Genomic DNA, 20,910 nt, shown 5'->3' with positions numbered 1-20,910 from the left:
GGTGTCAGTCCCCGATCAGCTTGGCCGGGGGAATGAAAACCGGCCCCAGGATGTTGTCCCAGGGCCGGTTTTCATGCCGGTGACGAAGCTAGCTGCGGACGCTCCGCTTCGTGACCATGCTGTAAACCAGCAGCACGATGATCGAGCCTGCGATCGCGAGCAGCCAGGTCTGCAGCGAGAAGAACTCCTGCAGGCCGGTACCGAAAATCATTCCGCCGAGCCAGCCGCCGAGGAACGCACCGACAACGCCCAGAATGAGGGTGATGATCCAGCCGCCACCCTGCTTGCCCGGAAGGATCGCCTTAGCGATCGCGCCGGCAATAAGGCCAAGAATCAAAAATGCAAAGAAACCCATTTTGTCGTTCCTTCTTCCTACATCAGGGAGGTCCCCGGATCCCGGGTACGCTTCAATCCCTCTGCCCCAATACTAATCATGCTTAGTTTATTTTCGCCACTCCGAATCTCCATGGAAAGCCTGTTCGGGCCCGCTCAGTGGCCTGTCGCGTCCGAATCGTTTCCGGCGCCGGGCCCCTCGTCCAGGATGGCAAGTTCCGCGAGATCCTGCCGATCCAGGGAGAAATCGAAGATGTCCAGGTTTTCCCGCATCCGCTCGGGATCGCCTGATTTTGGAATGACTACAAGTCCTTGCTGAATATGCCAGCGCAGCACCAGTTGGGCGGGCGTTTTATCGTACTTTTCTCCGAGTTGGGCCAGAAGTGGAGCACCCAGGAGTCTGGCTCCGGAGCCGCCCAGCGGACTGTACGATTCGGTGACGATTCCGTGCCGGGCATTGAACTCGCGGTCGGCCACGCGGGTGATCGCCGGGCTCAGCTGGATCTGGTTCACGGCCGGCACCACGCCGGTTTCGGCCAGCAGCCGTTCCAGGTGGGCCGGTTTGAAGTTGGAGACGCCGATGGACCGGACTTTGCCCTCCGCCTGCAGCCGCTCAAACGTCCTCCACGTCGAGACGAAATCATCACGCGCAGGGAGCGGCCAGTGGATCAGCAGCAGGTCCACGTAGTCCAGCCCCATGCGTATCAGCGACCCCTCCAGCCCCGCCACCGCGCGGTCCTGGCCTTGAAACTGGCCGTCCAGCTTGGTGGTGACGAAGATTTTGCCCCGGTCCACCCCGCTGGCGCGGATGCCGTTCCCAACACCTTCCTCATTGCCGTACTTCACTGCCGTATCGATGTGCCGGTATCCGGCTTCCAGGGCATGTACGACGGCGGCAGTCACCTGTTCGTCGTCCAGCGGCCAGGTGCCGAGCCCCAGCTGCGGGATGCCGTGGCCGTCATTGAGCGTGATGAGCGGTGAGAGAGTCATTTCAACAGTCTGCCGTGCTTTCGCCTTCCTAGCCTTCGAACGCCCGTAGAATATTTCCGGCCTGGTGGTCGAGTACTGTTCGCGCTACGTCGGATACCTGATCCGGCTTCTTTTGCTGGTCCAGGAACTTCACAAAGCGCTGGATGGCCTGTGCCGCCTGGGAGGCATCGCCGTCGTCCACTGCCTTCGCCGCCTGCTGAACACTCGCTGCCAGCTGCTTCGCGACCGGGCCCGCTAGATCGCCGGCCTCAACCAGGTCCTCCAATGCCTGCTGGATGGCCTTCACGCTGCCCGGGAGCCAAGCCGCTCGCAGCGGCACATCACCGAAGTGCATGTCCGAGGCCAGATAGAAGTCCGTGTACGAGGGCTGGTTGTACGTGGTGTTCTGCCGGGCCACCTCGGCGAGGTACTGCGGATCGTGCATAAGCGTGTAGAGCTTGTGGTTGGTCACTTCGGTGCTCAGGTACATCCGGAGCGCCGAGCTGTCCGCCGTCCGGACCAGCATTTCCTCCCGACAGTCACCCACCACGTCTGCAACGAGGCTCGGCGTGCCCTTGGTGCCGTTGTTGGTGCGCGTGTCCGTGGCGGTGAGCGGCCGGCCGCGCTTCCAGTCATCGATGGTGGGGGTCTGGTCCCCGGAGCCGTTGATGATCTGGGTTGTCATGTCGGCAGCCCATCTGATGCTCATGTTGGTGCCCGGCGAGGTCGCGGAGAGCTTGTCTCCGTCGGCCGACTGCATGCCAATGGCCCAGTTTTCGATGCCGGGGCGGGCCGGATCAATGTCCGTGACGTGCATGGCATCGCCGTGGCCCAGCCGGGCCTCCTCTCCCGGGGTGGCGCTGCCGGCCGGCATGGTGTCGGACGAGCTGTACAGCAGCGAACCGTCGTCGTCGATGGTGGCCGAGCCGTACACAATTTCCTGCTTGCCGTCACCGTCCACGTCGGAGGCGCTGAGGGAGTGGAAGCCCTGCGTGGTGAGGGTGCCGAACTCGGGGTCCGTGCCGTCCCGGCCGTGCGGGCTGTCCTTGAAGGGGTTGGTCATGGGCGCCCAGCCCGAGTCCACGTTCCACACCGGGGAGAGGTTGGCGCCGTCCCAGGTTGTAGGCGGCAAGTGTGCTGCGCGTGTAATAGCCGCGGGCAAACACGGCGGCGGGCTTCTTGCCATCCAAATATGCGACGCCGGCCAGGAACCTGTCTACGCGGTTGCCGGGTTCGATTCGGGGCCGGAAACGATGAAGCCCTCAAAGGCCCGCAACACGTTCCGGGCACTCCGGGCGGGCGCGTAGACATCCATGAAGTAGCCCGTCACCGCTTCGGCATCTGGCCGGGACAGCGGGTACTGGTACTGCGGGGCGATGCCGAAGGCTTCTTCCAGGGTGGCGGGCCAGTTGCCGGCCCTGACCTCGGGGTGGTCGCGCCAGCCCAGGAACGTGTCCACCATGTGCTGGTAGTAGTCGGCGGCGCTCATCCGTAATCGTCGGAGTTGGAATGGCCGGCGTCGAGGTCCTTCTGCAGCAGCGAGATGAAGGACTCTGCGCCCACGGAGCCGTCCGGATTGTAGGAGATGGTCTTGGTGCCCGGGGCTGTCTTGAACATCATTGGCGAACGTCCGTCGCCGTCGAAAATCGTTCACCAGCATCTGCGTGTAGTGGGCGCCGGACCGGATGTTGACGCCCAGGTCGATCCGGTGGAGCAGCGTGCCGTCGGCCTTGTAGGTGTCCACGTAGGTGTTGCCCGTGTAGTCGACCTGGGAGACGTCCTTGGAGTTGCCGCCCCACGAGGTGGCAGTGGCGCTCCGGTCCAGTTCAACGCCGCGACGACGGCACGCACGTCATATGCCGACGACGCGGTTCCGGCGGCGTCAAGGTAGTTCGTGCTGTCTGTGACTGTTGCGAGCTTCTGGCCGTCGCGGTACAAATTGAAGTCGGTGCCGGTGAGGCCTGTGGCGGACGAGCCGGTTGCTTCGTGGCCGAAGAGGCGCCAGCTCAGGAAGACGCCCTCGGATGTGCCGGCAGCACCCCCCCGAGGTCCAAGTAATCCAGCTGTATGCCCGCATTGGCGGGCTTCGCGGAAGGCCCGACGGCGGCTGCCGGGGTGGTGAGGCAACCCACGGTCAGGGCAAGGCCCGCAGCTGTGGCCACCGAAAACGGCGCACGGATATCCTGCTCGGATTCATCAGTGAATCCTTTCAATTTTGGATTGGGAAAACGCTTCCCCAGTAACCTAGTGGGGATATGCGCCACAAATCAACCCTTGCGCCCGGCGAAAATCCCGAGTATTTAGAACGTTGTAAATGGCATGGCCGGGGCCGCGCCGTCAGTCCGCGGCCCTTCGCGCCCACTTGATCAGCCGATCACTCAGATCCATAAACGACTGGTCCACCACCTGAAGTTCCGGGTGGCTGTCATGCCAGTCAACGATCTCCCGGGTCCCGTCCGCGAACGGGATGGTAGCGGCAAAGCCAGGCACCAGGGCTTTGATCTTGGCGTTGTCGAACACCACCGAGTGGGCGCGGTCGCCCAGGAGGCTTGGACCCAGATGGGGGCTATGTCCGGCGCCGTGCGCGGCGATGGTTTCCGAAGATATGTGGACCAACTCGGGTTCGGCAACCCCGGCCGCCCGCGCAAACAGGCCGTAGATCTGGTTCCAGGGCAGGTACTCATCCGACGTGATGGTGTAGCTCTCGCCCACCGCCTGCGGCCTGCCGAGCAGTCCCACGAAGGCTTTCGCGAAGTCCCTGGCGTGCGTCACGGTCCAGAGCGAGGTGCCATCGCCGTGCACCATGATGGGCTGACCGGTGCGCATCCGGTGGATGTCTGTCCAGCCGCCCACCAGGCCCACCCTCGTGCGGTCGTACGTATGTGAGGGACGCACCACGGTGACCGGAAAATCATCTGCCCGGTACGCCTCGAACAAGAGGTCCTCGCACGCGATCTTGTCTCGTGAATACTGCCAGAACGGATTTTTCAGCGGAGTGGATTCCAGGATCGGCAGCCGGGTGGGCGGCTTCTGGTAGGCCGACGCGGTGCTGATGAACACGTACTGGCCGGTCCGGCCCCGGAACAGTTCCATGCCGGAGCGCGCCTGATCTGGAGTGAAGGCAATAAAGTCCGCAACGGCGTCGAACTCCCTGCCCTGCAGCACCGCCCGCACAGCGTCCTGGTCGCGGATGTCCGCGTGCAGGACCTCCGCGCCGTCCGGTACCGGCTTGCCTGATTGGCCGCGGTTGAGGATGGTCACCCGGTGTCCCAGTACGACGGCGCGTTCCGCCGCTGCGGCGCTGATTACCCCGGTGCCGCCCAGGAAGAGGATGCTCCGTGGTGCCACGGTGTCGGCCGCGGAATCCAATGGCTTCACCATGCGTAGTCTTCCGGTGCCGGCCGGTGGCCCGGGAAGATGTCGTCGAGCCGCTTGAGCGCGTCGGCGTCGAGCGTGACCTCCAACGCCCGGATGCCGGCGTCAAGCTGTTCCTGCGTGCGCGGCCCCACGATCGGTGCGGTGACAGCAGGCTGGTGAAGCAGCCACGCGAGCGCGATGTCGCCGGGTTCGTGCCCCAGCCCGTCCGCGAGATCCTCGAACTGCTGGATCTGGTCCCGGTGCTGCTTGAGCGTTTCTGCGGCGCGCCCTTCGGTGCGCCGGACGCCCGCGCGTTCCTTCTTCAGGACGCCGCCCAGCAGCCCGCCCTGGAGCGGCGACCACGGGATCAGGCCCAGGCCGTACTGCTGTGCGGCGGGGATGACCTCCAGCTCCACCTCGCGGCGGAACAGGTTGTAGATGGACTGCTCGCTGACCAGCCCGGTGTAGTTCCGGCGGCGGGCGGCTTCCTGTGCCTGGGCGATGTGCCAGCCCGCGAAGTTGCTGCTGCCCGAGTAGAGGATCTTGCCCTGCTGGACGGCCACTTCGATGGCCTGCCAGATCTCGTCCCAGGGCGTGTCCCTGTCAATGTGATGGAACTGGTACACGTCGATGTAGTCCGTCTGGAGGCGCTTCAGGCTGGCGTCCAGGGCGCGCCGGATGTTCAGCGCGGACAGCTTGGACTCGTTGGGGCGGTCAGTCATGGTGCCGTACAGCTTTGTAGCCAGGACGGTCCGTTCGCGCCGCTCGCCGCCCTTCGCGAACCAGCGGCCAATGATTTCCTCGGTCCAGCCCCGGTGCCCGCTGCCGCCATAGACGTTGGCTGTGTCGAAGAAGTTAATGCCGGCGTCCAGGGCGGAATCCATGATGCGGTGCGCGTCAGCCTCGTCGGTGTGCGGGCCGAAGTTCATGGTGCCCAGGCAAAGCCGGGAAACTTTCAGGCCCGAACGGCCCAGGTGCGTGTACTGCATACGGAGGGATCCTTCGCTGGTGGTTGGACGTGGCGGAACGCGGTGACCGAGCCTTCCGGAATCGGTGCCGGCAGGCTCGGTCAGCGTTGGCTACAGCTGTGTGAAAGCGGCGACGGCGGGATCGGAACCGATGCGCGCGCCCCGCTCAAGGGCGGTGATGGAGGCGAGCTCGTCGTTGGTCAAGGTCAGGGAAGCGGCCGCGAAGTTTTCGCGGATACGGGACGGGTTAACCGACTTGGGGATGACGATGGTGCCGGCGGCCAGGTGCCAGGCCAGGACCACCTGCGCCGTGGTGGCGTCGTGTGCCTTCGCAACGGCGGTGACGGCGTTTCCGTTGAGGTCCCCACCCTGGCCCAGCGGGCTGTAGGCCTCCACCGCAATCCCGAGGGCACGGCTTTTGGCGGCTAGTTTGACCTGCTGGTAGCTGGGGTGCAGTTCAATCTGGTTCACGGCGGGTACGACGTCCGCGGACTCGAGCAGGGTGTCCAGGTGGTCGGAGAGGAAGTTCGAGACGCCGATGGCACGGATCGCCTTGGCGGCATACAGGGCCTCCAGTTCCTTCCAAGCCTGGACGTAGAGGCCCTGTGACGGGACCGGCCAGTGGATGAGGTAGAGGTCCACGAAGTCAAGACCCAGCGCCTCGCGGGTGTCCTGGAATGCGTCCCAGGCCCGGCCCTGATCGCCGTTGCGGAGCTTGGTGGTCACGAAGATTTCCTCGCGCGGAATACCCGAGGCTGCGATGGCAGCGCCCACACCTGCTTCGTTGCGGTATCCGGCCGCGGTGTCGATGTGGCGGTAGCCGGCTGCCAGGGCATCCTCAACGATCCGCTGGGTGTCTTCCGGCGGAACCTGGAAAACGCCGAAGCCGAGCTGGGGGATAGTGACGCCGTTGTTCAGCGAGATTTCTGACATGGGTACTCCTCGTACTGCTGAAGGATGGTTCCTGGCTCGGGATGTCCGGCAGGAAACCGCTTTCGGGAACTGCTCCGGTACGAGCCTATGCACTTTCGCGCCGATAGTCAGTCCTTGACCGTGTCCCTGTTTTTCCTAGGACCGGCAGTCCTACCTTCGTTGTAGGAAGTGCCTGGCAGGGCCGTGCCGAATGGCTGAACAGTGATGGCCGCGCCCAAAGGACGCGGCCATCACTGTTCAGACCTTGGAAGGGTCAGCCTTCGTGCCGGAAACCGAGCTTGATCCGCACCTGCCAGTCGGCAACCTTGCCGTCTTCGAGGTGGCCCCGGATTTCCTTGACCTCGAACCAGTCAAGGTTGCGCAGGGTCTTTGCGGCCTCGGTGATCCCGTTCCGGACGGCCGCGTCCACGCCTTCTTCGGAGGTGCCGACAATTTCAGTAATGCTGTACGTGTGGTTGGACAACTTCGCTCCTCGTGATCGCCTTCGATTCCCGGTTGCGGGCCGTCCTTGAACACTAGTGGCACTTCTCAGGCGTGGCCAGACCCAATACTACGGAGTGGACGCTGGTCAGGGAGCTTCGAGGACCAGGGTCTTGAGGTCATCCAGGGTCTGCTGCATGTGCAGGTCCATGGCTTCCCGCGACCGGCTCGGATCGCGCGATTCCAGCGCCTCGGCAATGTTCTGGTGGTGCCCGATGGCGTGCTCCTGGATGGTAGGCACGGCCGATGTTTCGGCCCGACGCTTTTCCAGAACCCGGTGCAGCGGCGCGAAAAGGACCGCCACAAAAACGTTCTCCGAGGCGCGCAGGATCAGGTCGTGGAATGCCAGATCAGCCTCCACGAAGGCGGCAATGTCGTTGACCTCATGGGCGGCCCGCATCGCCGCCACATGGCCGAACAGCGTCTGGATGTCGGCGTCGCTGATCCGTGCCGCCGCGAGTTCGCACGCCCCGGTTTCGAGCATTCGGCGCAGTTCAATGAGCTGCACGGAGGCGGCGGCTTCGTTCTGTCCCTCTGACGCGGCGCGCAGGACAGCTTCCAGCGAAGCCCAACGGTTCAACGGGTTAACGAACGTGCCGCGGCCGCGTTCCACGCTGAGGATCCGCTGCGCTTCCAGGGTTTTCATGGCCTCGCGCACCGTCATCCGGCTCACCTCGTGCCTGGCGCTGAGTTCCAGCTCGCCGGGCACGCTGGATCCGGGTGGAAAGTCCCCGGCAATGATCCGGTCCAGGAGTTCGTCGGCAACAACGCCCACCAGTGATTTCCGTGCCATATGTCCCCCTTGCGGCGTCGCCAGATATGTCTGACAAGTCTACTTGCGCGTTTCTATGTCCTGTGCCACACTATTTGAAATGTTAGATGTCAGACATCTTACAGTTACCTCGATACTTAGATTTCCACACAACGGAGTGCACTGTGACGCTTGAAGCAGACATCCTGGCCGCCTTCCCGGCCGAAGTCCGGATTCCCGCCCGCCTGGTTGCCGACGCCGTCGCCGCGTCCAGCGCGGAGACCCCCCGGATGCTCGTAGTGCTCGACGACGACCCCACCGGAACGCAGTCCGTTGCGGATCTGCCCGTGCTTACCCGCTGGGAAGTGGAGGACTTCATCTGGGCCTTTGGCCAGGCGAAGCCCGCCGTGTACGTGCTGACCAACACCCGCAGCCTGGACCCCGCAGAAGCCGCAGCCCGCAACGAGGAAGTGGTCCGCAACGCACTGGCCGCCGCCGGTTCCGCAGATGCCAGTGCCGGTTCCAGCCTGCGGCTGGGGTTCGTGAGCCGCAGCGACTCCACCCTCCGTGGCCACTACCCGCTGGAGCCCGACGTCATTGCGGCCACTGTTGCTGACGTCAGCGGAGAAGCCACCGACGGCGTTGTGCTGGTTCCGGCATTCCCCGATGCCGGCCGCGTGACCATCGGCGGCGTGCACTACATGCGCGGCACCGGGGACGACGCCGGCAAGCTCACCCCCGTGGCCGAGACCGAATTCGCCAAGGACGCCAGCTTCGGCTTCGCCAACTCGGACATGACCAAATACGTGGAAGAGAAGTCACAGGGCCGCTTCGCCGCCGAATCCGTGATTGTCCTGGACCTGAACATCATCCGCGCCTCTGCCGATCCGCAGATCACCGCCGAGGCCATCGCCGACGCCATCGAGCCTGCCACCAACTCCACGCCGATCGTCGCTGACATTGTCACCGAAAACGATCTCCGCGCCCTGTCCCTGGGCCTGGAAGAAGCCGAACGCCGCGGCAAGAAGCTCCTGTACCGCGTGGGGCCGCCGTTCGTCCGTGCCCGCATTGGCCAGGAGATCCGCACCGCGCTCACCGGCGCTGAAGCCTACGCCGGCAACAACCCGTCCGAGGCCGGCGGCCTGATCGTGGTGGGCTCCCACGTGGGCGTCACCACCCGCCAGCTCAAGGCCCTCACCGAACAGCACGGCGCAGCGCGCATTGTGGAGATTGACGTCGAGAAGCTGCTCAGCGACGCCGGGGCGGCACACCTCGACCAGACCGTTGACACCGTCGTGGAGGCGCTCCACGGGGGAGACGTCATCGTCCACACCAGCCGCCTGTTGATCAAGACCGACGACGCCGCAGCGAGCCTGCGGATCGCGCGCACGGTGTCCGCCGCCGTCGTCGCCGTGGTGAACCGGACCCTCAAAACCTTCCCGCCGCGGTTCGTCATCGCCAAGGGCGGCATCACGTCCTCCGACGTCGCCGCCCACGGCCTGGAAATCCGCCACGCCATTGTCCGCGGTCCCATGCTGCCGGGCATCGTCTCGCTCTGGGAGCCGGTGGACGGCCCCGCCAAGGGCATCCCGTACATCGTGTTCGCCGGCAACGTGGGCGACGACCAGTCCCTCGCCGACGTCACCCGCAAGCTCAGCAGCACCTTCTAATCCCGCCAGTATTCAAGGAAGAACACCATGACCAGCAACTACACCATCACCGTCCTGGGCCTCGGCGCCATGGGCCTGCCCATGGCCACCCGGCTGGCCAGCGAGCTCACCGTTCACGGCTTCGACATCGCCGAGCCGCGCCTGAAGCTCGCCGAAGAAGCCGGCATCCGCACCTTCGCCTCCGCCAGGGAAGCCTCCAAGGGCGCCGATGCACTGCTCCTCGCGGTCCGCAACGGCGAGCAGCTCAACGACGTCCTCTTCGGCGAGAACGGCGTGGCCTCCGTACTCGAGCCGGGTGCCGTCGTCATCCTCGGCAGCACGGTGGGCACCGAAGCCATCCCCGCCACCGTGGCACGCCTCGCCGAATACGGCGTTGAGCTCGTGGACGCGCCGCTGTCCGGCGGCCCCAAGCGCGCCGGTGAAGGCGACCTGCTGATCGTCGTCGGCGCTTCCCCCGAGGCCCAGGAGAAGGCCCGCCCTGCCCTCGAACTGCTGGCCTCCACGCTCACCGTGGTGGGCGACAAGCCCGGCGACGGCCAGGCCCTCAAGACCGTCAACCAGCTCCTCTGCGGCATCCATATCGCGGCCGCCGCCGAGGCCATGGCCCTCGCCGACGCGCTCGGCCTGGACCAGGCCAAGACCCTCGCAGCCCTCGAAGCCGGCGCGGCAGGTTCGTTTATGCTTTCCAACCGCGGCCCGCGCATCCTCGAGGCCTACACCGAGGAAGGCGCAGAGGTTCTGTCCCGCCTGGACATCTTCGTCAAGGACATGGGCATCGTGGGCAAGGCCACCCGCGCCGCCGGCCTGGCAGCCCCCGTTGCCGCCGCCGCCGAGCAGCTGTACCTCCTGGGCCAGGCCCAGGGCCTCGCCGCCGCCGACGATTCCGCAGTCATCAAGGTTGTCGCGCCCACCAAGCGCACCGCCTAGGCACCACCACTTCACCACCGCTAAAGCGCCCCCAAAAAACGTACGACGACGGCGGTCCCCCCTCCGCCGTCGTCGTATCTTCCAGCGTTCACAAAGCACAAGAAACAGCGCCCGCCAGCCCGTCTTCTGGAAGACTGGCTTGTCGAAGGAGACACCGCAATGAACCCCCTGACTAACTCGCTGATGGTGCGGGCGGCCGACGCCCCCGCCATCAAACCCGCGGTGGAGCTGGGTACTCCGCTGCTCCTCACCATCGCGGCGATCGGCATCGCCGTCCTGCTGGTGATGATCATCCGATTCAAGATCCAGGCCTTTGTGGCCCTGCTGACCGTAAGCGTGGCCGTGGCCGTGGCCTCGCAGATCCCGCTGAAGGACGTCTTCACCGTCGTCGCCACCGGTGTGGGCGGAACCATGGGCAAGGTGGCCCTGCTGATCGCGCTCGGCGCCGTCCTGGGCCGGATGATCGAGGTTTCCGGCGGCGTCCAGTCGCTGGCCGCGCACTTCACCGGGAAGCTTGGCGCCAAGCGCGTAGCGGTGGCGCTCACCGCCGTCGGCTTCCTGGTGGCCATCCCCGTGTTCTTCGAGGTGGGCATCATTGTGCTCGTCCCGATCGTCTACGCCTTTGCGAAGATCGCCAACGTGCACCCGGTCAAGTTCGGCCTGCCGATGGCCGGCATTATGCTCTCCATCCACGTCGCCGTGCCGCCGCACCCGGGCATCGTGGCAGGCGCCGGAGTGTTCGGCGCCGACATCGGGCTCATCACGCTGATCTCGCTGCTCATCTGCGTCCCTCTCGGATTCCTGTCCTATTGGGTTGCCAGCATCATGAACCGCAAGGAGTACGAGCTCCTCCCCGGCGTCAAGGCCCAGGTGGACGAATTCGGTTCCGACTCCCTGGTCAAGGTCGGCCACCAAGGCCCGGGCGCCGTAGGCATCGCCCCGCCGCGTCCGGCCCTGATCATCTTCCTCATCGCCGCGCCGATCGTGCAGATCCTCATCGGCACCCTGGGCACACTCACCATCCCCAAGGACAACTCCTGGTACGGCCTGGCTGCCTTCATCGGCAACCCATTCTTCGCCCTCCTGGTGGCCGTTGCCCTGTCCTTCTTCCTGCTGGCGGTCCGCCGCAACTGGTCCCTGAAGGAAACCGGCGAGATCTTCGAAGGCGCCCTGCCTCCCATCGCGTCCATCCTGATGGTTGTCGCGGCCGGCGGCGTGTTCGGTGAGGTCCTGCGGACCTCCGGCATCGGTGCCGCACTGTCCCAGACGCTGGACCACCTGGGCCTGCCGGTCATTGTGCTCGGCTTCGTGATCTCCCTGGCCCTGCGTGCAGCCCAGGGTTCGGCAACCGTCGCCATCGTCACCACCACCGGCCTGCTGACCTCCGCCGTGATGGAAGGCGGCTACTCGCCGGCCCAGATCGCCGTCATCGTCATCGCCATCGGCTTCGGCTCGCTGGGCCTGTCCCACGTGACCGACGCCGGCTTCTGGACCGTGGTGCGCTACTACGGCCTCACCGTCTCGGACGGCCTCAAGACCTGGACCGTCCTCACCACCGTCCTCGGCGTGGCCGGCTTCATCCTGACCTACGTGGCCTGGATCCTCGTGGGAGGCCTGAGCGTCTGATGCGCACCCGACTCGACCACCTGGTCACCGCCGCCCTCCAGCAGGGCTCGGCCGTTCCCGCCTTCACCTGCTACGACTTCACCACAGCGCTGGCTGTTGTGGGCGCTGCCGAGGACGCGGGCCGCGGGGTCATCCTGCTGGTGGCCCCCAAAACGGCTGGCACGTCCAACGGCCTCCGGCTGATCGCCGCGCTCCGCGGGCTGGCAGACGCCGCATCCGTTCCGGTGGTGGTCCAGCTGGACCACGCGACGGACCTCAAAGTGATGGCCGACGCCGTCGCCGCGGGGGCGGATTCGGTCCTCGCGGACGGCTCGTCCCTTCCGTATGAGGACAACATTGCGCTGGTCCGTGAGGCACGCTCTGTGCTGGGAGCCGGCGTCGTGCTTGAAGCGGAACTCGGCGGCCTGGCCGGCGACGAGGACCGCGCCTTCGGTGCCGACGAAGCCGGTGTGGCAGTGGCCGGCCTGACGGACTCTGCCCAGGTGGAGGACTTTGTGGCCCGGACCGGCGCGGAACTCCTGGCTGTTGCGGTGGGCAACGTCCACGGCAAGTACAAGGGCGAGCCGCAGCTGCGCTGGGACGTCCTGCAGGACATTGCCGTGCGGACCCACATCCCGCTGGTGCTCCACGGCGCGTCCGGCATTCCGGTGGGGGAGCTGGTCAAGGCCGCCGCGATGAACGTGGGCAAAGTGAACTTCAATACCGAGCTCCGCACCGGCGTGCTGTCCGCGCTCCAGGAACAGCTGCCGGCGCACCGGGCCGACGGCGAGAACCTCCAGGGCTTGCTGGGCCGCTGGAACACCTCGGCCAGGGAATTCGCCACGTCGGCGTTGGGCATGCTCACCCGCTGACGCTCGTCTGAGTTGTGGGGAGGCTAGGATCAGCACATGATCCTGGCCTCCCTGCTTTTTGCCTTCCTCGCCGCGGCGCTCCATGTGTACATCTTCACCATGGAATCCTTCACCTGGACCACGCCGGCCACGTGGAAGCGCTTCGGCCTCGCCTCCCAGGCCGACGCCGAGACCACCAAACCCCTCGCCTACAACCAGGGCTTCTACAACCTGTTCCTGGCCATCGGCGCGATCATCGGGGTGGGCTGCGTGGCGCTTGGCCCCGACGCTTCCGCGCAGCACGTGGTGGGCTGGACGCTGATCTTCAGCTGCTGCGGCTCCATGCTGCTCGCCGCGGTTCTGCAGGGCACGACGCCGTTGCTCGCCGTCGTGCTGGGGTTGCTGGCCGTTGCTGGCTGACTGACGCTTCTGAGGCGACCACTGCTGAGGCGACGTTGTGCCCGTTTCTGGCCGGGAGCACCCGTTCTGGCCGGGAGCGCATCGCGGGCGGACAATTGAGTCAACAACAGCATCGGCGCTTGTAGGGACTGCACGTGAGTGGTGTGAAGGGGCCAGCCCCGCACAGTGACCAGGCGGTCCGGCGCGACCTCGTGATCGACCTTGTCCGGTTCGTCTGCCTGGCCCTGGTGGTGGTGGGCCACTGCATGATGGTCAGCCCCGTCCTGCAAGGGGACGGCACCGTGACCTCCAAAAATACGCTGGGCGATCAGCCGTGGTTCGAGCCCGTGATCTGGATTTTCATGGTGATGCCGCTGTTCTTCGTGACCGGCGGCACCACCGGCCTCCAGTCCTGGCAGCGGCTGAGAGCCCGCGGCGGTACGGGCGTCGAGTTTGCCCAGGCCCGGCTGCTGCGGCTGGTCCGCCCGGCGGCGGCACTCCTGGCGGTGATGTTCCTGGGCTTTTCGGCGGCGCTCCTGCTCGGCGTGGACCCCCAGGTGGTTCAGTTGATGGCCACCGGGGCCGGCATGCCCCTGTGGTTCCTGGCCGCATACCTGGCCGCCCAGCTCAACATCCCGCTCCTGGCCCGGTTCCATGAGCGCGCGCCCTGGCTGACCGTTGCGGTCCTGGCGGCCCTCGTGGTGGCCATCGACTGCTTCCGCGGAGCCCTGCCCATCCTCGCCTACGCAAATCTTGTTTTCCTGTGGTGCGCCGTGCAGCAGCTTGGTTTCCTGGTGGCCGACGGGCACTTCGCCAGGCTCACGCGCTCCGGCCTGGTGGGGCTCATCCTGGCAGCCAACCTGGTGCTCGGGCTGGTCACTGGCCTGGGTCTCTACTCCGGAAACATGCTGGTCAACCTCAACCCGCCCAACCTCTGCCTGCTGCTCCTGGGCGTGTCCCAGGCTGCCGCGCTCCAGCTCTTCCGGCCGGGGCTCGGCTGGGTTTCCGGCGTGCGCTGGATCCGCGCGGTGGTCATGGTTGCCGGCCGCCGCTCCATGACCGTGTACCTGTGGCACCTGCCGTTGCTCGCGGCCATGTCCGGGCTCCTGCTCCTCACCGACTTCCCCAAGCCCGCGGCAGGCACCGCCGAATGGTGGTGGGCGCGGCCGCTCGTCCTCCTGGGGGTTGTCGCCCTGCTGCTCCCGGTACTGGCCGCGTTCGGCCACCTTGAGGAACGTCCGACGGCGTCCGTCCACACCCGCGGCCGGCCCGCCGCCGCGGTGGTGACGGCCGCCGTCGTCGTCTTCATTCCGGTGGCGGACGCTGCCCTCAACGGCCTGACGCTGGGCCTGCTCGGAGGCGGTGCAGCATGCTTTGTGTTGGCCGTCCTGCTGCTGGGCCGGATGCCCGAACGTGTCCCCGGCGATGTCGGTGCCGAACGGGTGGACCACGCCGGCAGCCAGAGTGACGGGCCATTGCCAGCGGGGCCAAGTAGTGCCAATGTCGAACCATGACTGAGAACATGATTTCCACAGAGGACAAGTTCAGCCCCGACGTCTCGCTGTCCAGGGATGACGTGCACCACCGCTACGAGCTGCGGGTGGGCGGAAAGATCGCCGTCCAGTCCTTCTTCCGGGACCTGCCCGGACACGTGGATTTCCTCCACACCGACACCGCTGAGGATTTCAAGGGCCAGGGACTGGGCAAGGTCTTGGCTCACTTCGCGCTCGACGACGTGGTGGCTTCGGGTAAGCGCATCATCCCGCATTGCCCGTTCATTTCCAGCTACCTCCGCGCCCATGAGGGGGGCTACGAACAGCACATCGACTGGCCGGACAACTAGCGCGAACGGTCATTTAAGCCCCTCGAACCAGCGCGAACGGTCATTTAAGCCCCTCGAACCAGCGCGAACGGTCATTTAAGCCCCCGGAAACTCCCTCCGGAGGGCCTCAAGTGTCCGTTCGCGCGGAGTATTTTGCACCCGATTCGCGATCGGGGCCAGTCAATGAAGCGCCCGCGACCTGAAGAACGCCCGTATCCCGCGGCTTAAGATAAATAAGTCACTAAAGTTTGACGAAAAGGTTCACCTAAGTAAGGCTTACCTTGCTAAAGACAACCCCAACGTCGAACTAAGGATGACCACTGTGCCGCTGCTGCCCCGTGTTGATGAGATGTACGTGGATGAAAATCGGGAGGGCGAAACCCTGCAGGGGCAGGATTTCGGCTCCCGCGTGGAGCTGGCCCTCGCTGCCACCAACCATCTGTTCAACACCAGGAACTCCACCCGGTACGTGGCGCAGGTGCTGCAGGGAGTCAACGCCGTGGCCACCAAAATCGACCGCACCACCCGGCCTTTTACCGGCGTCGGGCCCGCCGAAATGAAGGCGCGTATCGGCGCCGTTGACCTGGACCAGCCGCTCCCGGACACCGCCGCGGCCCTGGAAGAGCTGGAGACCGTGTACCTCCGGGACGCCATCTACTTCCACGATGCGAAGTACGCGGCCCACCTGAACTGCCCGGTGGTGATCCCGGCGCTGGTGGGGGAGGCCATCCTGTCCGCGGTGAACTCCTCGATGGACACCTGGGACCAGAGCGCCGGGGCCACCATGATCGAACGCCGGCTCATCGACTGGACCGCCGAACGGCTGCAGCTGGGGGCGGCAGCCGACGGCGTGTTCACCTCCGGCGGCAGCCAGTCCAACCTGCAGGCGCTGCTGATCGCGCGCAACCACGCCGTCGCCGGGCTGCGGCAGGAGCCGGCCAACGCCGGACTCCGGCTGCCCGCGCTGCTGGAAAAGCTCCGGATTTTCACCTCAGCAGCCAGCCACTTCAGCATCCAGAAGTCCGCGTCCATGCTGGGCATGGGCTTCGACGCCGTCATCTCCGTCCCATGCGCCGCGGACCACAAGATGGACCCGGCCGCGCTCGCCGAGGCCATGGCGGAAGTGCACGACGCCGGGCTGGTGCCGATGGCGGTTGTGGCCACCGCCGGGACCACCGACTTCGGTGCGGTGGACCCGCTCGCCGACCTCGCGGCCCTGGCCCGCGCCTACGGTGCCTGGTTCCACATTGACGCGGCTTACGGCGGCGGGCTGATGGTTTCGAACCGCTACCGCCACCTGCTGGACGGGACCCGCCTGGCCGACTCCGTCACCGTGGACTTCCACAAAACGTTCTTCCAGCCCGTTAGCTCCAGCGCCCTGCTGGTCCGCGACCGCGCCATGCTCCAGCACGTCACCTACTACGCGGACTACCTGAACCCGGAAAGCGCCGCCCTGGCCGAGATCCCCAACCAGGTGGACAAAAGCATCCAGACCACCCGGCGCTTTGACGCGCTCAAGCTGTGGCTGACCCTGCGCATCATGGGCGCGGATGCGATCGGCGCCCTGTTTGATGAAGCAATCGATCTCGCAGCCCGGGTGGGATCAGTGCTGGCCGCCGACGACGACTTTGAGCTCGCCGCCGCTCCGCAGCTCAGCACGCTGGTCTTCCGGTACCGGCCCCGGGTTTCCGGTGCTTTGTCCGGCGCTGCTGCCCTTACCGGCGCCGGTTTTGCCGATGTCGGCCTCACCGACGCTCACGGCCGGCTTTCCGAGGATGCGGCCGACACCCTCAACCCGGCCATCCGTGCGGCCGTTTTCGCGTCCGGGCAGGCCGTCGTAGCTGGCACCAAGGTGGCCGGCCGGCACTACCTGAAGTTCACCCTCCTCAACGCCGAAGCAACCCTGGAGGACATCAGCGAGATCATCGAGCTGCTGCGCAGCACCGGCGTGCAGCTGCTGTCCGGCGCCAACACCAACAACAGCACCAGCGAGGTGTCCGCATGAGCACCTCCACCGAACCGCGCATTTTCGAATTCGCCGGCATCGGCGTCGGGCCCTTCAATCTTGGCCTCGCCGCCCTCAGCGAGCCGGTGGACGGGCTGGATGGCGTCTTCCTGGAGCAACGGGAATCCTTCGACTGGCACCCGGGCATGATGCTGGAGCCGGCCCACCTGCAGGTGCCGTTCATGGCGGACCTGGTGTCGCTGGCCGACCCCACGTCGCCGTATTCGTTCCTGAATTTCCTCAAGCAGACCGGGCGCCTCTACCGCTTCTATATCCGCGAAAACTTCTATCCGCTGCGCGCCGAGTACAACCAGTACTGCCAGTGGGTGGCCGGCCAGCTGCGGTCCGTCCGTTTTAGCACGGCTGTGCTGGATCTAACGTACGACGCCGGCGTATACCGCCTTTCAATGGAAGGTCCGGACGGGCCTGAGGTGCTGCTGGCGCGGCGGCTGGTGCTGGGCACGGGCACCTCGCCGTACGTGCCGGCGTCCTGTGACGGAATAGTCGACGCGGCCGCTGATGGCGGCGGGGGACTTGTCCTCCACAACGCCGATTACCTGTCGCGGAAGAGTGAGCTGCAGGCCAAGCGGAGCATCACCATCGTGGGCAGCGGCCAGAGCGCCGCGGAAATCTATTACGAGCTCCTGCAGGACATCGACACCTATGGCTACCAGCTGAACTGGGTCACCCGGTCCGGGCGGTTCTTCCCGCTGGAGTACACCAAGCTCACCCTGGAGATGACCTCGCCGGAGTACGTGGACTACTTCCACGGGCTGCCGCAGGACCAGCGCGACGGCCTCATCAAGAGCCAGAAGAACCTGTACAAAGGCATCAACTCCGAGCTGATCGACGCCATCTACGACCTCCTGTACGCCAAGAGCCTCTCCGGCATGGTGGACACCCAGCTCCTCACCCATTCGTCGCTCACCGGCGCCGCCTGGGATCAGGCCACCGGTTCCCACACCCTGCAGCTCCGGCACGAGGAGCAGGGCTCGGACTATGTGCTGGACAGCGAAGCCGTGGTCCTGGCCACCGGCTACACCTACCGGGAGCCGGACTTCCTGGCCGGAATCCAGGACCGGATTGCCAGGGACTCCGCCGGCCGGTTCGCCGTGGCACGCAACTACAGCACCGGCGTCGAACCCGGCGAAATTTTCGTCCAGAACGCCGAGCTGCACACGCACGGCTTTGTCACCCCGGACCTCGGCATGGCCGCCTACCGCAACTCGTGCATCCTGCGCGAGATCACCGGCCGCGAGGTCTACCCGGTGGAGCGCAGCATCGCGTTCCAGCAGTTCGGCGCGCCGAATGGCCTGCCCGAACCTGCCGAAGCGCTCTCAACAGGAAAAGCATGGGTGTCGGCATGAGCTTCTCGTTCCGCTGTGTTGACGCCGCTACCGATGCACCACTCCTCCACAGCTGGGTCACACAGCCGTACGCGTCGTTCTGGGGGATGCTGTCCGCCACAGTTGACGGGGTTGTGGAGGAATACTCGAGAATCCAGGCAACGGGGCATCACCACGCCTTGCTGGGGATCAACGACGACGGCGTCCCCGCCTTCCTGATGGAGGAATACCTGCCGGCCGCCTCGCCGCTGGCCGCGATCTATGCCGTGCAGGAGGGCGACATTGGCATGCACCTGCTGGTGGCGCCGCCGTCGGGAGACCCCCAACCGGGGTACACCGCCGCGGTGATGGATGCCGTGCTGGAGCGGTTGTTCGAAAAACCGGGAGTGGAACGCGTGGTGGTTGAACCAGACGCCAAGAACTCCAAGATCCATGTGCTCAACGAGCGGCTGGGCTTCCAGCCGGCGGAGGTTGTCACCCTGCCGGACAAGGAAGCGCTGCTCAGCTTCTGCACACGCCAGGACCACCTCGCCGCCCGCGCAGCGCTGGGCCACCCCCGAGTCCCTTCCCATGACCTTTCCGTCCCGATCCATCAGGGAGAATCACTGTGACCATCATCGAGCTGGACCCCGCCGTCGTCGAAATATCGGACAGCACCGCCAACACTGTTCCCCACCTCGCACCCGAACGCTGGGCGGCGGCCAACCGCCACCTGGTCCGCAAGGCGCTCGCGGAATTCCTGCACGAACGCATCCTGGAGCCGCAGCGCCTGGGCTCCGGCAGCGGTGCCACGGGTCCGGAGGAGCCCGCGGTGTACGTGGTCCGCAGCGACGACGGCCTCACGGCGTACTCGTTCACGGCCCGCGTGCTTGAGCTGGAGCACTGGTCGGTGGACGCCGCTTCGATCCACTGCACACGCAGCGGCGAGGACGCCGCACCGGACGCCCTGCGTTTCATCACCGAGTTCAGGGACACCCTGGGCATCCGCGAGGAGATGCTCCCGGTCTACCTTGAAGAGATCAGCAGCACCCTGGCCGGCCACTCCTACAAGCAGTGGCTGGGACAGCCGTCCGCCGAGGAACTCGCGGCAGGAGTCACCGGCGGCACGGACCCCGCCGCCGACTTCCAGGCCATCGAACGCAGCATGACGGAGGGCCACCCGTGTTTCGTGGCCAACAACGGCAGGCTGGGGTTTGGCATCAGTGACTACCGGGCGTTCGCGCCGGAGACCGGAGCCTCCGTCCGCCTGGAATGGATCGGGGTGCACCGCAGCAAGGCTGTCTTCACCGCCAGCGCCGGACTGGACTACCGCGCCCACCTGGAGGCCGAGCTCGGCGCCGCCGCGCTGCAGTCCTTTGACAGCGACTTCGCGGCGCAGGGCGTGGACCCCGCCCAGTACTTCCTGATGCCGGTGCATCCGTGGCAGTGGGAGAACAAGCTCACCGTCACGTTCGCTGCCGAAATCGCCCAGCAGCACATCATCCATCTGGGGACCGGTGCCAACAGTTACCAGGCCCAGCAGTCCATCCGCACGTTCTTCAACACGGCCGCGCCCGCCAAGAGCTACGTCAAGACGGCGATGTCCGTCCTGAACATGGGCTTTATGCGGGGACTCTCGCCGCAGTACATGAAGGCAACCCCCGCCATCAACGACTGGCTGCAGGACCTGATCCGATCAGACGAAGCCCTGCAGAAACGCGGCCTGGCCATGATCAGCGAGATCGCGGCCATCGGCTACCACAACGGCTACTACGAGGCCGCGTCCGCCAAGGGCTCGCCGTACCAGAAGATGCTGTCCGCGCTGTGGAGGGAAAGTCCGCTCCCGCTGCTGGAGGACGGCCAGCAGCTTGCCACCATGGCGTCCCTGCTGCACGTCGATTCGACCGGCAAACCGATGGTGTCTGCCCTGATTGAGCGCTCCGGACTGGAGCCTGCCGAATGGCTGCGCCGCTACTTCGAGGCCTACCTCGTCCCGTTGGTCCACTGCCTCTACCGGTACGAACTCGCCTTTATGCCGCATGGCGAGAACGTGATCCTGGTGCTGGATAACGGTGTGCCCGTCCGTGCGGTGATGAAGGACATCGCCGAGGAAATCGTGGTGATGGGGCGCCGGCTGGACCTGCCCGAGGAGGTATCGAGGATCCAGGTTGATATCCCTGACGGCGAAAAGGTGCTGGCCATCTTTACGGATGTGTTCGACTGCATCTTCCGCTTCCTCGGTGCCCTGCTGGTGGAGGACGGGAAACTCAGCGAGGAGGAGTTCTGGTGCACGGCCGCGCGGGTCATCCAGGAGTACCAGGCTGAACACCCGGAGCTCGCGGACCAGTTCGCCCGCCACGACCTGTTCGCCCCTGACTTTGAACTGTCGTGCCTTAACCGGCTGCAGCTGCGGAACAACCAGCAGATGCTTGACCTCACCGACCCGTCAGGCGGGTTGCAGATGGCCGGCCGGCTCGCCAACCCGCTCGCCAGGTTCGCGTAGCGTCGGATTCTG

22 protein-coding genes and 2 pseudogenes are annotated in these 20,910 nt (G+C 65.7%); 11 read left to right on the top strand and 13 right to left on the bottom strand.

All coding sequences use genetic code 11. The annotated features are described in order from the left end of the window. Nucleotides 1-88 precede the first annotated feature (88 nt). From NG698_RS15000 to NG698_RS14965, 13 genes and pseudogenes are all read right to left on the bottom strand, one after another. Complete coding sequence (locus NG698_RS15000) at nt 89-355, bottom strand: GlsB/YeaQ/YmgE family stress response membrane protein (RefSeq protein ID WP_252600666.1); 267 nt, start codon at nt 353-355, stop codon at nt 89-91. Between the two features lie 134 nt (nt 356-489). Next, nucleotides 490-1,323 carry an aldo/keto reductase gene (locus NG698_RS14995; protein ID WP_252610772.1) on the bottom strand — a complete coding sequence of 278 codons (834 nt, stop codon included), beginning with the start codon at nt 1,321-1,323 and terminating at the stop codon, nt 490-492. Between the two features lie 28 nt (nt 1,324-1,351). Next, a complete protein-coding gene (locus NG698_RS22050; protein ID WP_374209934.1) occupies nt 1,352-2,434 on the bottom strand; it encodes a rhamnogalacturonan lyase family protein in 1,083 nt (360 codons plus the stop codon). 84 nt (nt 2,435-2,518) lie between these two features. After that, on the bottom strand, nt 2,519-2,791 hold the full coding sequence (locus NG698_RS22045) for a hypothetical protein (protein WP_445260439.1): 273 nt from the start codon (nt 2,789-2,791) through the stop codon (nt 2,519-2,521). Then, nucleotides 2,788-2,922 carry a hypothetical protein gene (locus NG698_RS22040; RefSeq protein ID WP_374209936.1) on the bottom strand — a complete coding sequence of 45 codons (135 nt, stop codon included), beginning with the start codon at nt 2,920-2,922 and terminating at the stop codon, nt 2,788-2,790. The genes NG698_RS22045 and NG698_RS22040 overlap by 4 nt, the downstream gene beginning before the upstream one ends. A 79-nt stretch (nt 2,923-3,001) precedes the next feature. Continuing rightward, nucleotides 3,002-3,046, bottom strand: a pseudogene (locus tag NG698_RS22035) (hypothetical protein); the annotation flags it as partial. 149 nt (nt 3,047-3,195) lie between these two features. Beyond that, nucleotides 3,196-3,312 (bottom strand): annotated as a pseudogene (locus NG698_RS22030) (rhamnogalacturonan endolyase family protein); the annotation flags it as partial. Next, nucleotides 3,309-3,515, bottom strand: coding sequence for a hypothetical protein (locus NG698_RS22025; RefSeq protein ID WP_445260438.1), 207 nt, complete (start codon nt 3,513-3,515; stop codon nt 3,309-3,311). The pseudogene NG698_RS22030 and the gene NG698_RS22025, both read right to left, overlap by 4 nt. A 124-nt stretch (nt 3,516-3,639) precedes the next feature. Continuing rightward, entirely contained in the window at nt 3,640-4,683 is a 1,044-nt protein-coding gene (locus NG698_RS14985; protein WP_252610769.1) for an SDR family oxidoreductase, read from the bottom strand. After that, nucleotides 4,677-5,648, bottom strand: coding sequence for an aldo/keto reductase (locus NG698_RS14980; protein WP_252610767.1), 972 nt, complete (start codon nt 5,646-5,648; stop codon nt 4,677-4,679). The genes NG698_RS14985 and NG698_RS14980 overlap by 7 nt, the downstream gene beginning before the upstream one ends. A gap of 90 nt (nt 5,649-5,738) precedes the next feature. Next, a complete protein-coding gene (locus NG698_RS14975) occupies nt 5,739-6,560 on the bottom strand; it encodes an aldo/keto reductase (protein ID WP_252600662.1) in 822 nt (273 codons plus the stop codon). Nucleotides 6,561-6,813: 253 nt separating this feature from the next. Further along, nucleotides 6,814-7,023 carry a dodecin gene (locus NG698_RS14970; protein ID WP_252600661.1) on the bottom strand — a complete coding sequence of 70 codons (210 nt, stop codon included), beginning with the start codon at nt 7,021-7,023 and terminating at the stop codon, nt 6,814-6,816. A gap of 105 nt (nt 7,024-7,128) precedes the next feature. Next, the gene (locus NG698_RS14965; RefSeq protein WP_252610765.1) at nt 7,129-7,833 is read right to left on the bottom strand and encodes a FadR/GntR family transcriptional regulator; all 705 of its coding nucleotides are present in this window, start codon (nt 7,831-7,833) and stop codon (nt 7,129-7,131) included. A gap of 143 nt (nt 7,834-7,976) precedes the next feature. Here NG698_RS14965 and NG698_RS14960 point away from each other — a divergent pair, with 143 nt between their 5' ends. The 11 genes from NG698_RS14960 (at nt 7,977) to NG698_RS14910 (ending at nt 20,898) form a co-directional block, all read left to right on the top strand. After that, complete coding sequence (locus NG698_RS14960; protein WP_252610763.1) at nt 7,977-9,461, top strand: four-carbon acid sugar kinase family protein; 1,485 nt, start codon at nt 7,977-7,979, stop codon at nt 9,459-9,461. Between the two features lie 27 nt (nt 9,462-9,488). After that, nucleotides 9,489-10,388, top strand: coding sequence for an NAD(P)-dependent oxidoreductase (locus NG698_RS14955; protein ID WP_248763110.1), 900 nt, complete (start codon nt 9,489-9,491; stop codon nt 10,386-10,388). Nucleotides 10,389-10,547: 159 nt separating this feature from the next. Then, nucleotides 10,548-12,014: a GntP family transporter gene (locus tag NG698_RS14950; RefSeq protein WP_252610761.1), complete on the top strand. Its 1,467-nt coding sequence runs from the start codon at nt 10,548-10,550 to the stop codon at nt 12,012-12,014. Further along, a complete protein-coding gene (locus tag NG698_RS14945; protein ID WP_252610759.1) occupies nt 12,014-12,865 on the top strand; it encodes a class II fructose-bisphosphate aldolase in 852 nt (283 codons plus the stop codon). Before NG698_RS14950 ends, NG698_RS14945 begins: the two co-directional genes overlap by 1 nt. A 36-nt stretch (nt 12,866-12,901) precedes the next feature. Continuing rightward, entirely contained in the window at nt 12,902-13,264 is a 363-nt protein-coding gene (locus tag NG698_RS14940) for a DUF1304 domain-containing protein (RefSeq protein ID WP_252610757.1), read from the top strand. A 134-nt stretch (nt 13,265-13,398) separates the two neighbouring features. Next, the gene (locus NG698_RS14935; RefSeq protein WP_252600654.1) at nt 13,399-14,757 is read left to right on the top strand and encodes an acyltransferase family protein; all 1,359 of its coding nucleotides are present in this window, start codon (nt 13,399-13,401) and stop codon (nt 14,755-14,757) included. Then, nucleotides 14,754-15,086 carry a GNAT family N-acetyltransferase gene (locus NG698_RS14930; protein WP_252600653.1) on the top strand — a complete coding sequence of 111 codons (333 nt, stop codon included), beginning with the start codon at nt 14,754-14,756 and terminating at the stop codon, nt 15,084-15,086. Before NG698_RS14935 ends, NG698_RS14930 begins: the two co-directional genes overlap by 4 nt. Before the next feature lie 328 nt (nt 15,087-15,414). Further along, entirely contained in the window at nt 15,415-17,070 is a 1,656-nt protein-coding gene (locus tag NG698_RS14925; RefSeq protein WP_252610790.1) for a pyridoxal phosphate-dependent decarboxylase family protein, read from the top strand. Then, nucleotides 17,067-18,437, top strand: a complete 1,371-nt coding sequence (locus NG698_RS14920) for a lysine N(6)-hydroxylase/L-ornithine N(5)-oxygenase family protein (protein WP_252610755.1) — start codon at nt 17,067-17,069, stop codon at nt 18,435-18,437. The genes NG698_RS14925 and NG698_RS14920 overlap by 4 nt, the downstream gene beginning before the upstream one ends. Then, nucleotides 18,434-19,027, top strand: coding sequence for a GNAT family N-acetyltransferase (locus NG698_RS14915; RefSeq protein WP_252600651.1), 594 nt, complete (start codon nt 18,434-18,436; stop codon nt 19,025-19,027). The genes NG698_RS14920 and NG698_RS14915 overlap by 4 nt, the downstream gene beginning before the upstream one ends. Further along, entirely contained in the window at nt 19,024-20,898 is a 1,875-nt protein-coding gene (locus NG698_RS14910; protein WP_374210096.1) for an IucA/IucC family protein, read from the top strand. Before NG698_RS14915 ends, NG698_RS14910 begins: the two co-directional genes overlap by 4 nt. The last annotated feature ends 12 nt before the right edge of the window (nt 20,899-20,910 follow it).

This window comes from Pseudarthrobacter raffinosi, from assembly GCF_023913735.1.
GTDB lineage: Bacteria > Actinomycetota > Actinomycetes > Actinomycetales > Micrococcaceae > Arthrobacter > Arthrobacter raffinosi.
The sequence above is the reverse complement of the archived record's forward strand: the minus strand, read 5'-3'. Positions and strand labels throughout refer to the sequence as shown.

Bases quoted from the DNA above. Each gene is read 5' to 3' on its own strand.
- NG698_RS15000 (WP_252600666.1), bottom strand. From the start codon at position 355: ATGGGTTTCTTTGCATTTTTGATTCTTGGCCTTATTGCCGGCGCGATC.
- NG698_RS14995 (WP_252610772.1), bottom strand. From the start codon at position 1,323: ATGACTCTCTCACCGCTCATCACGCTCAATGACGGCCACGGCATCCCG.
- NG698_RS22045 (WP_445260439.1), bottom strand. From the start codon at position 2,791: ATGAGCGCCGCCGACTACTACCAGCACATGGTGGACACGTTCCTGGGC.
- NG698_RS22040 (WP_374209936.1), bottom strand. From the start codon at position 2,922: ATGATGTTCAAGACAGCCCCGGGCACCAAGACCATCTCCTACAATCCG.
- NG698_RS14985 (WP_252610769.1), bottom strand. From the start codon at position 4,683: ATGGTGAAGCCATTGGATTCCGCGGCCGACACCGTGGCACCACGGAGC.
- NG698_RS14980 (WP_252610767.1), bottom strand. From the start codon at position 5,648: ATGCAGTACACGCACCTGGGCCGTTCGGGCCTGAAAGTTTCCCGGCTT.
- NG698_RS14975 (WP_252600662.1), bottom strand. From the start codon at position 6,560: ATGTCAGAAATCTCGCTGAACAACGGCGTCACTATCCCCCAGCTCGGC.
- NG698_RS14965 (WP_252610765.1), bottom strand. From the start codon at position 7,833: ATGGCACGGAAATCACTGGTGGGCGTTGTTGCCGACGAACTCCTGGAC.
- NG698_RS14955 (WP_248763110.1), top strand. From the start codon at position 9,489: ATGACCAGCAACTACACCATCACCGTCCTGGGCCTCGGCGCCATGGGC.
- NG698_RS14950 (WP_252610761.1), top strand. From the start codon at position 10,548: ATGAACCCCCTGACTAACTCGCTGATGGTGCGGGCGGCCGACGCCCCC.
- NG698_RS14945 (WP_252610759.1), top strand. From the start codon at position 12,014: ATGCGCACCCGACTCGACCACCTGGTCACCGCCGCCCTCCAGCAGGGC.
- NG698_RS14940 (WP_252610757.1), top strand. From the start codon at position 12,902: ATGATCCTGGCCTCCCTGCTTTTTGCCTTCCTCGCCGCGGCGCTCCAT.
- NG698_RS14930 (WP_252600653.1), top strand. From the start codon at position 14,754: ATGACTGAGAACATGATTTCCACAGAGGACAAGTTCAGCCCCGACGTC.
- NG698_RS14925 (WP_252610790.1), top strand. From the start codon at position 15,415: ATGTACGTGGATGAAAATCGGGAGGGCGAAACCCTGCAGGGGCAGGAT.
- NG698_RS14920 (WP_252610755.1), top strand. From the start codon at position 17,067: ATGAGCACCTCCACCGAACCGCGCATTTTCGAATTCGCCGGCATCGGC.
- NG698_RS14915 (WP_252600651.1), top strand. From the start codon at position 18,434: ATGAGCTTCTCGTTCCGCTGTGTTGACGCCGCTACCGATGCACCACTC.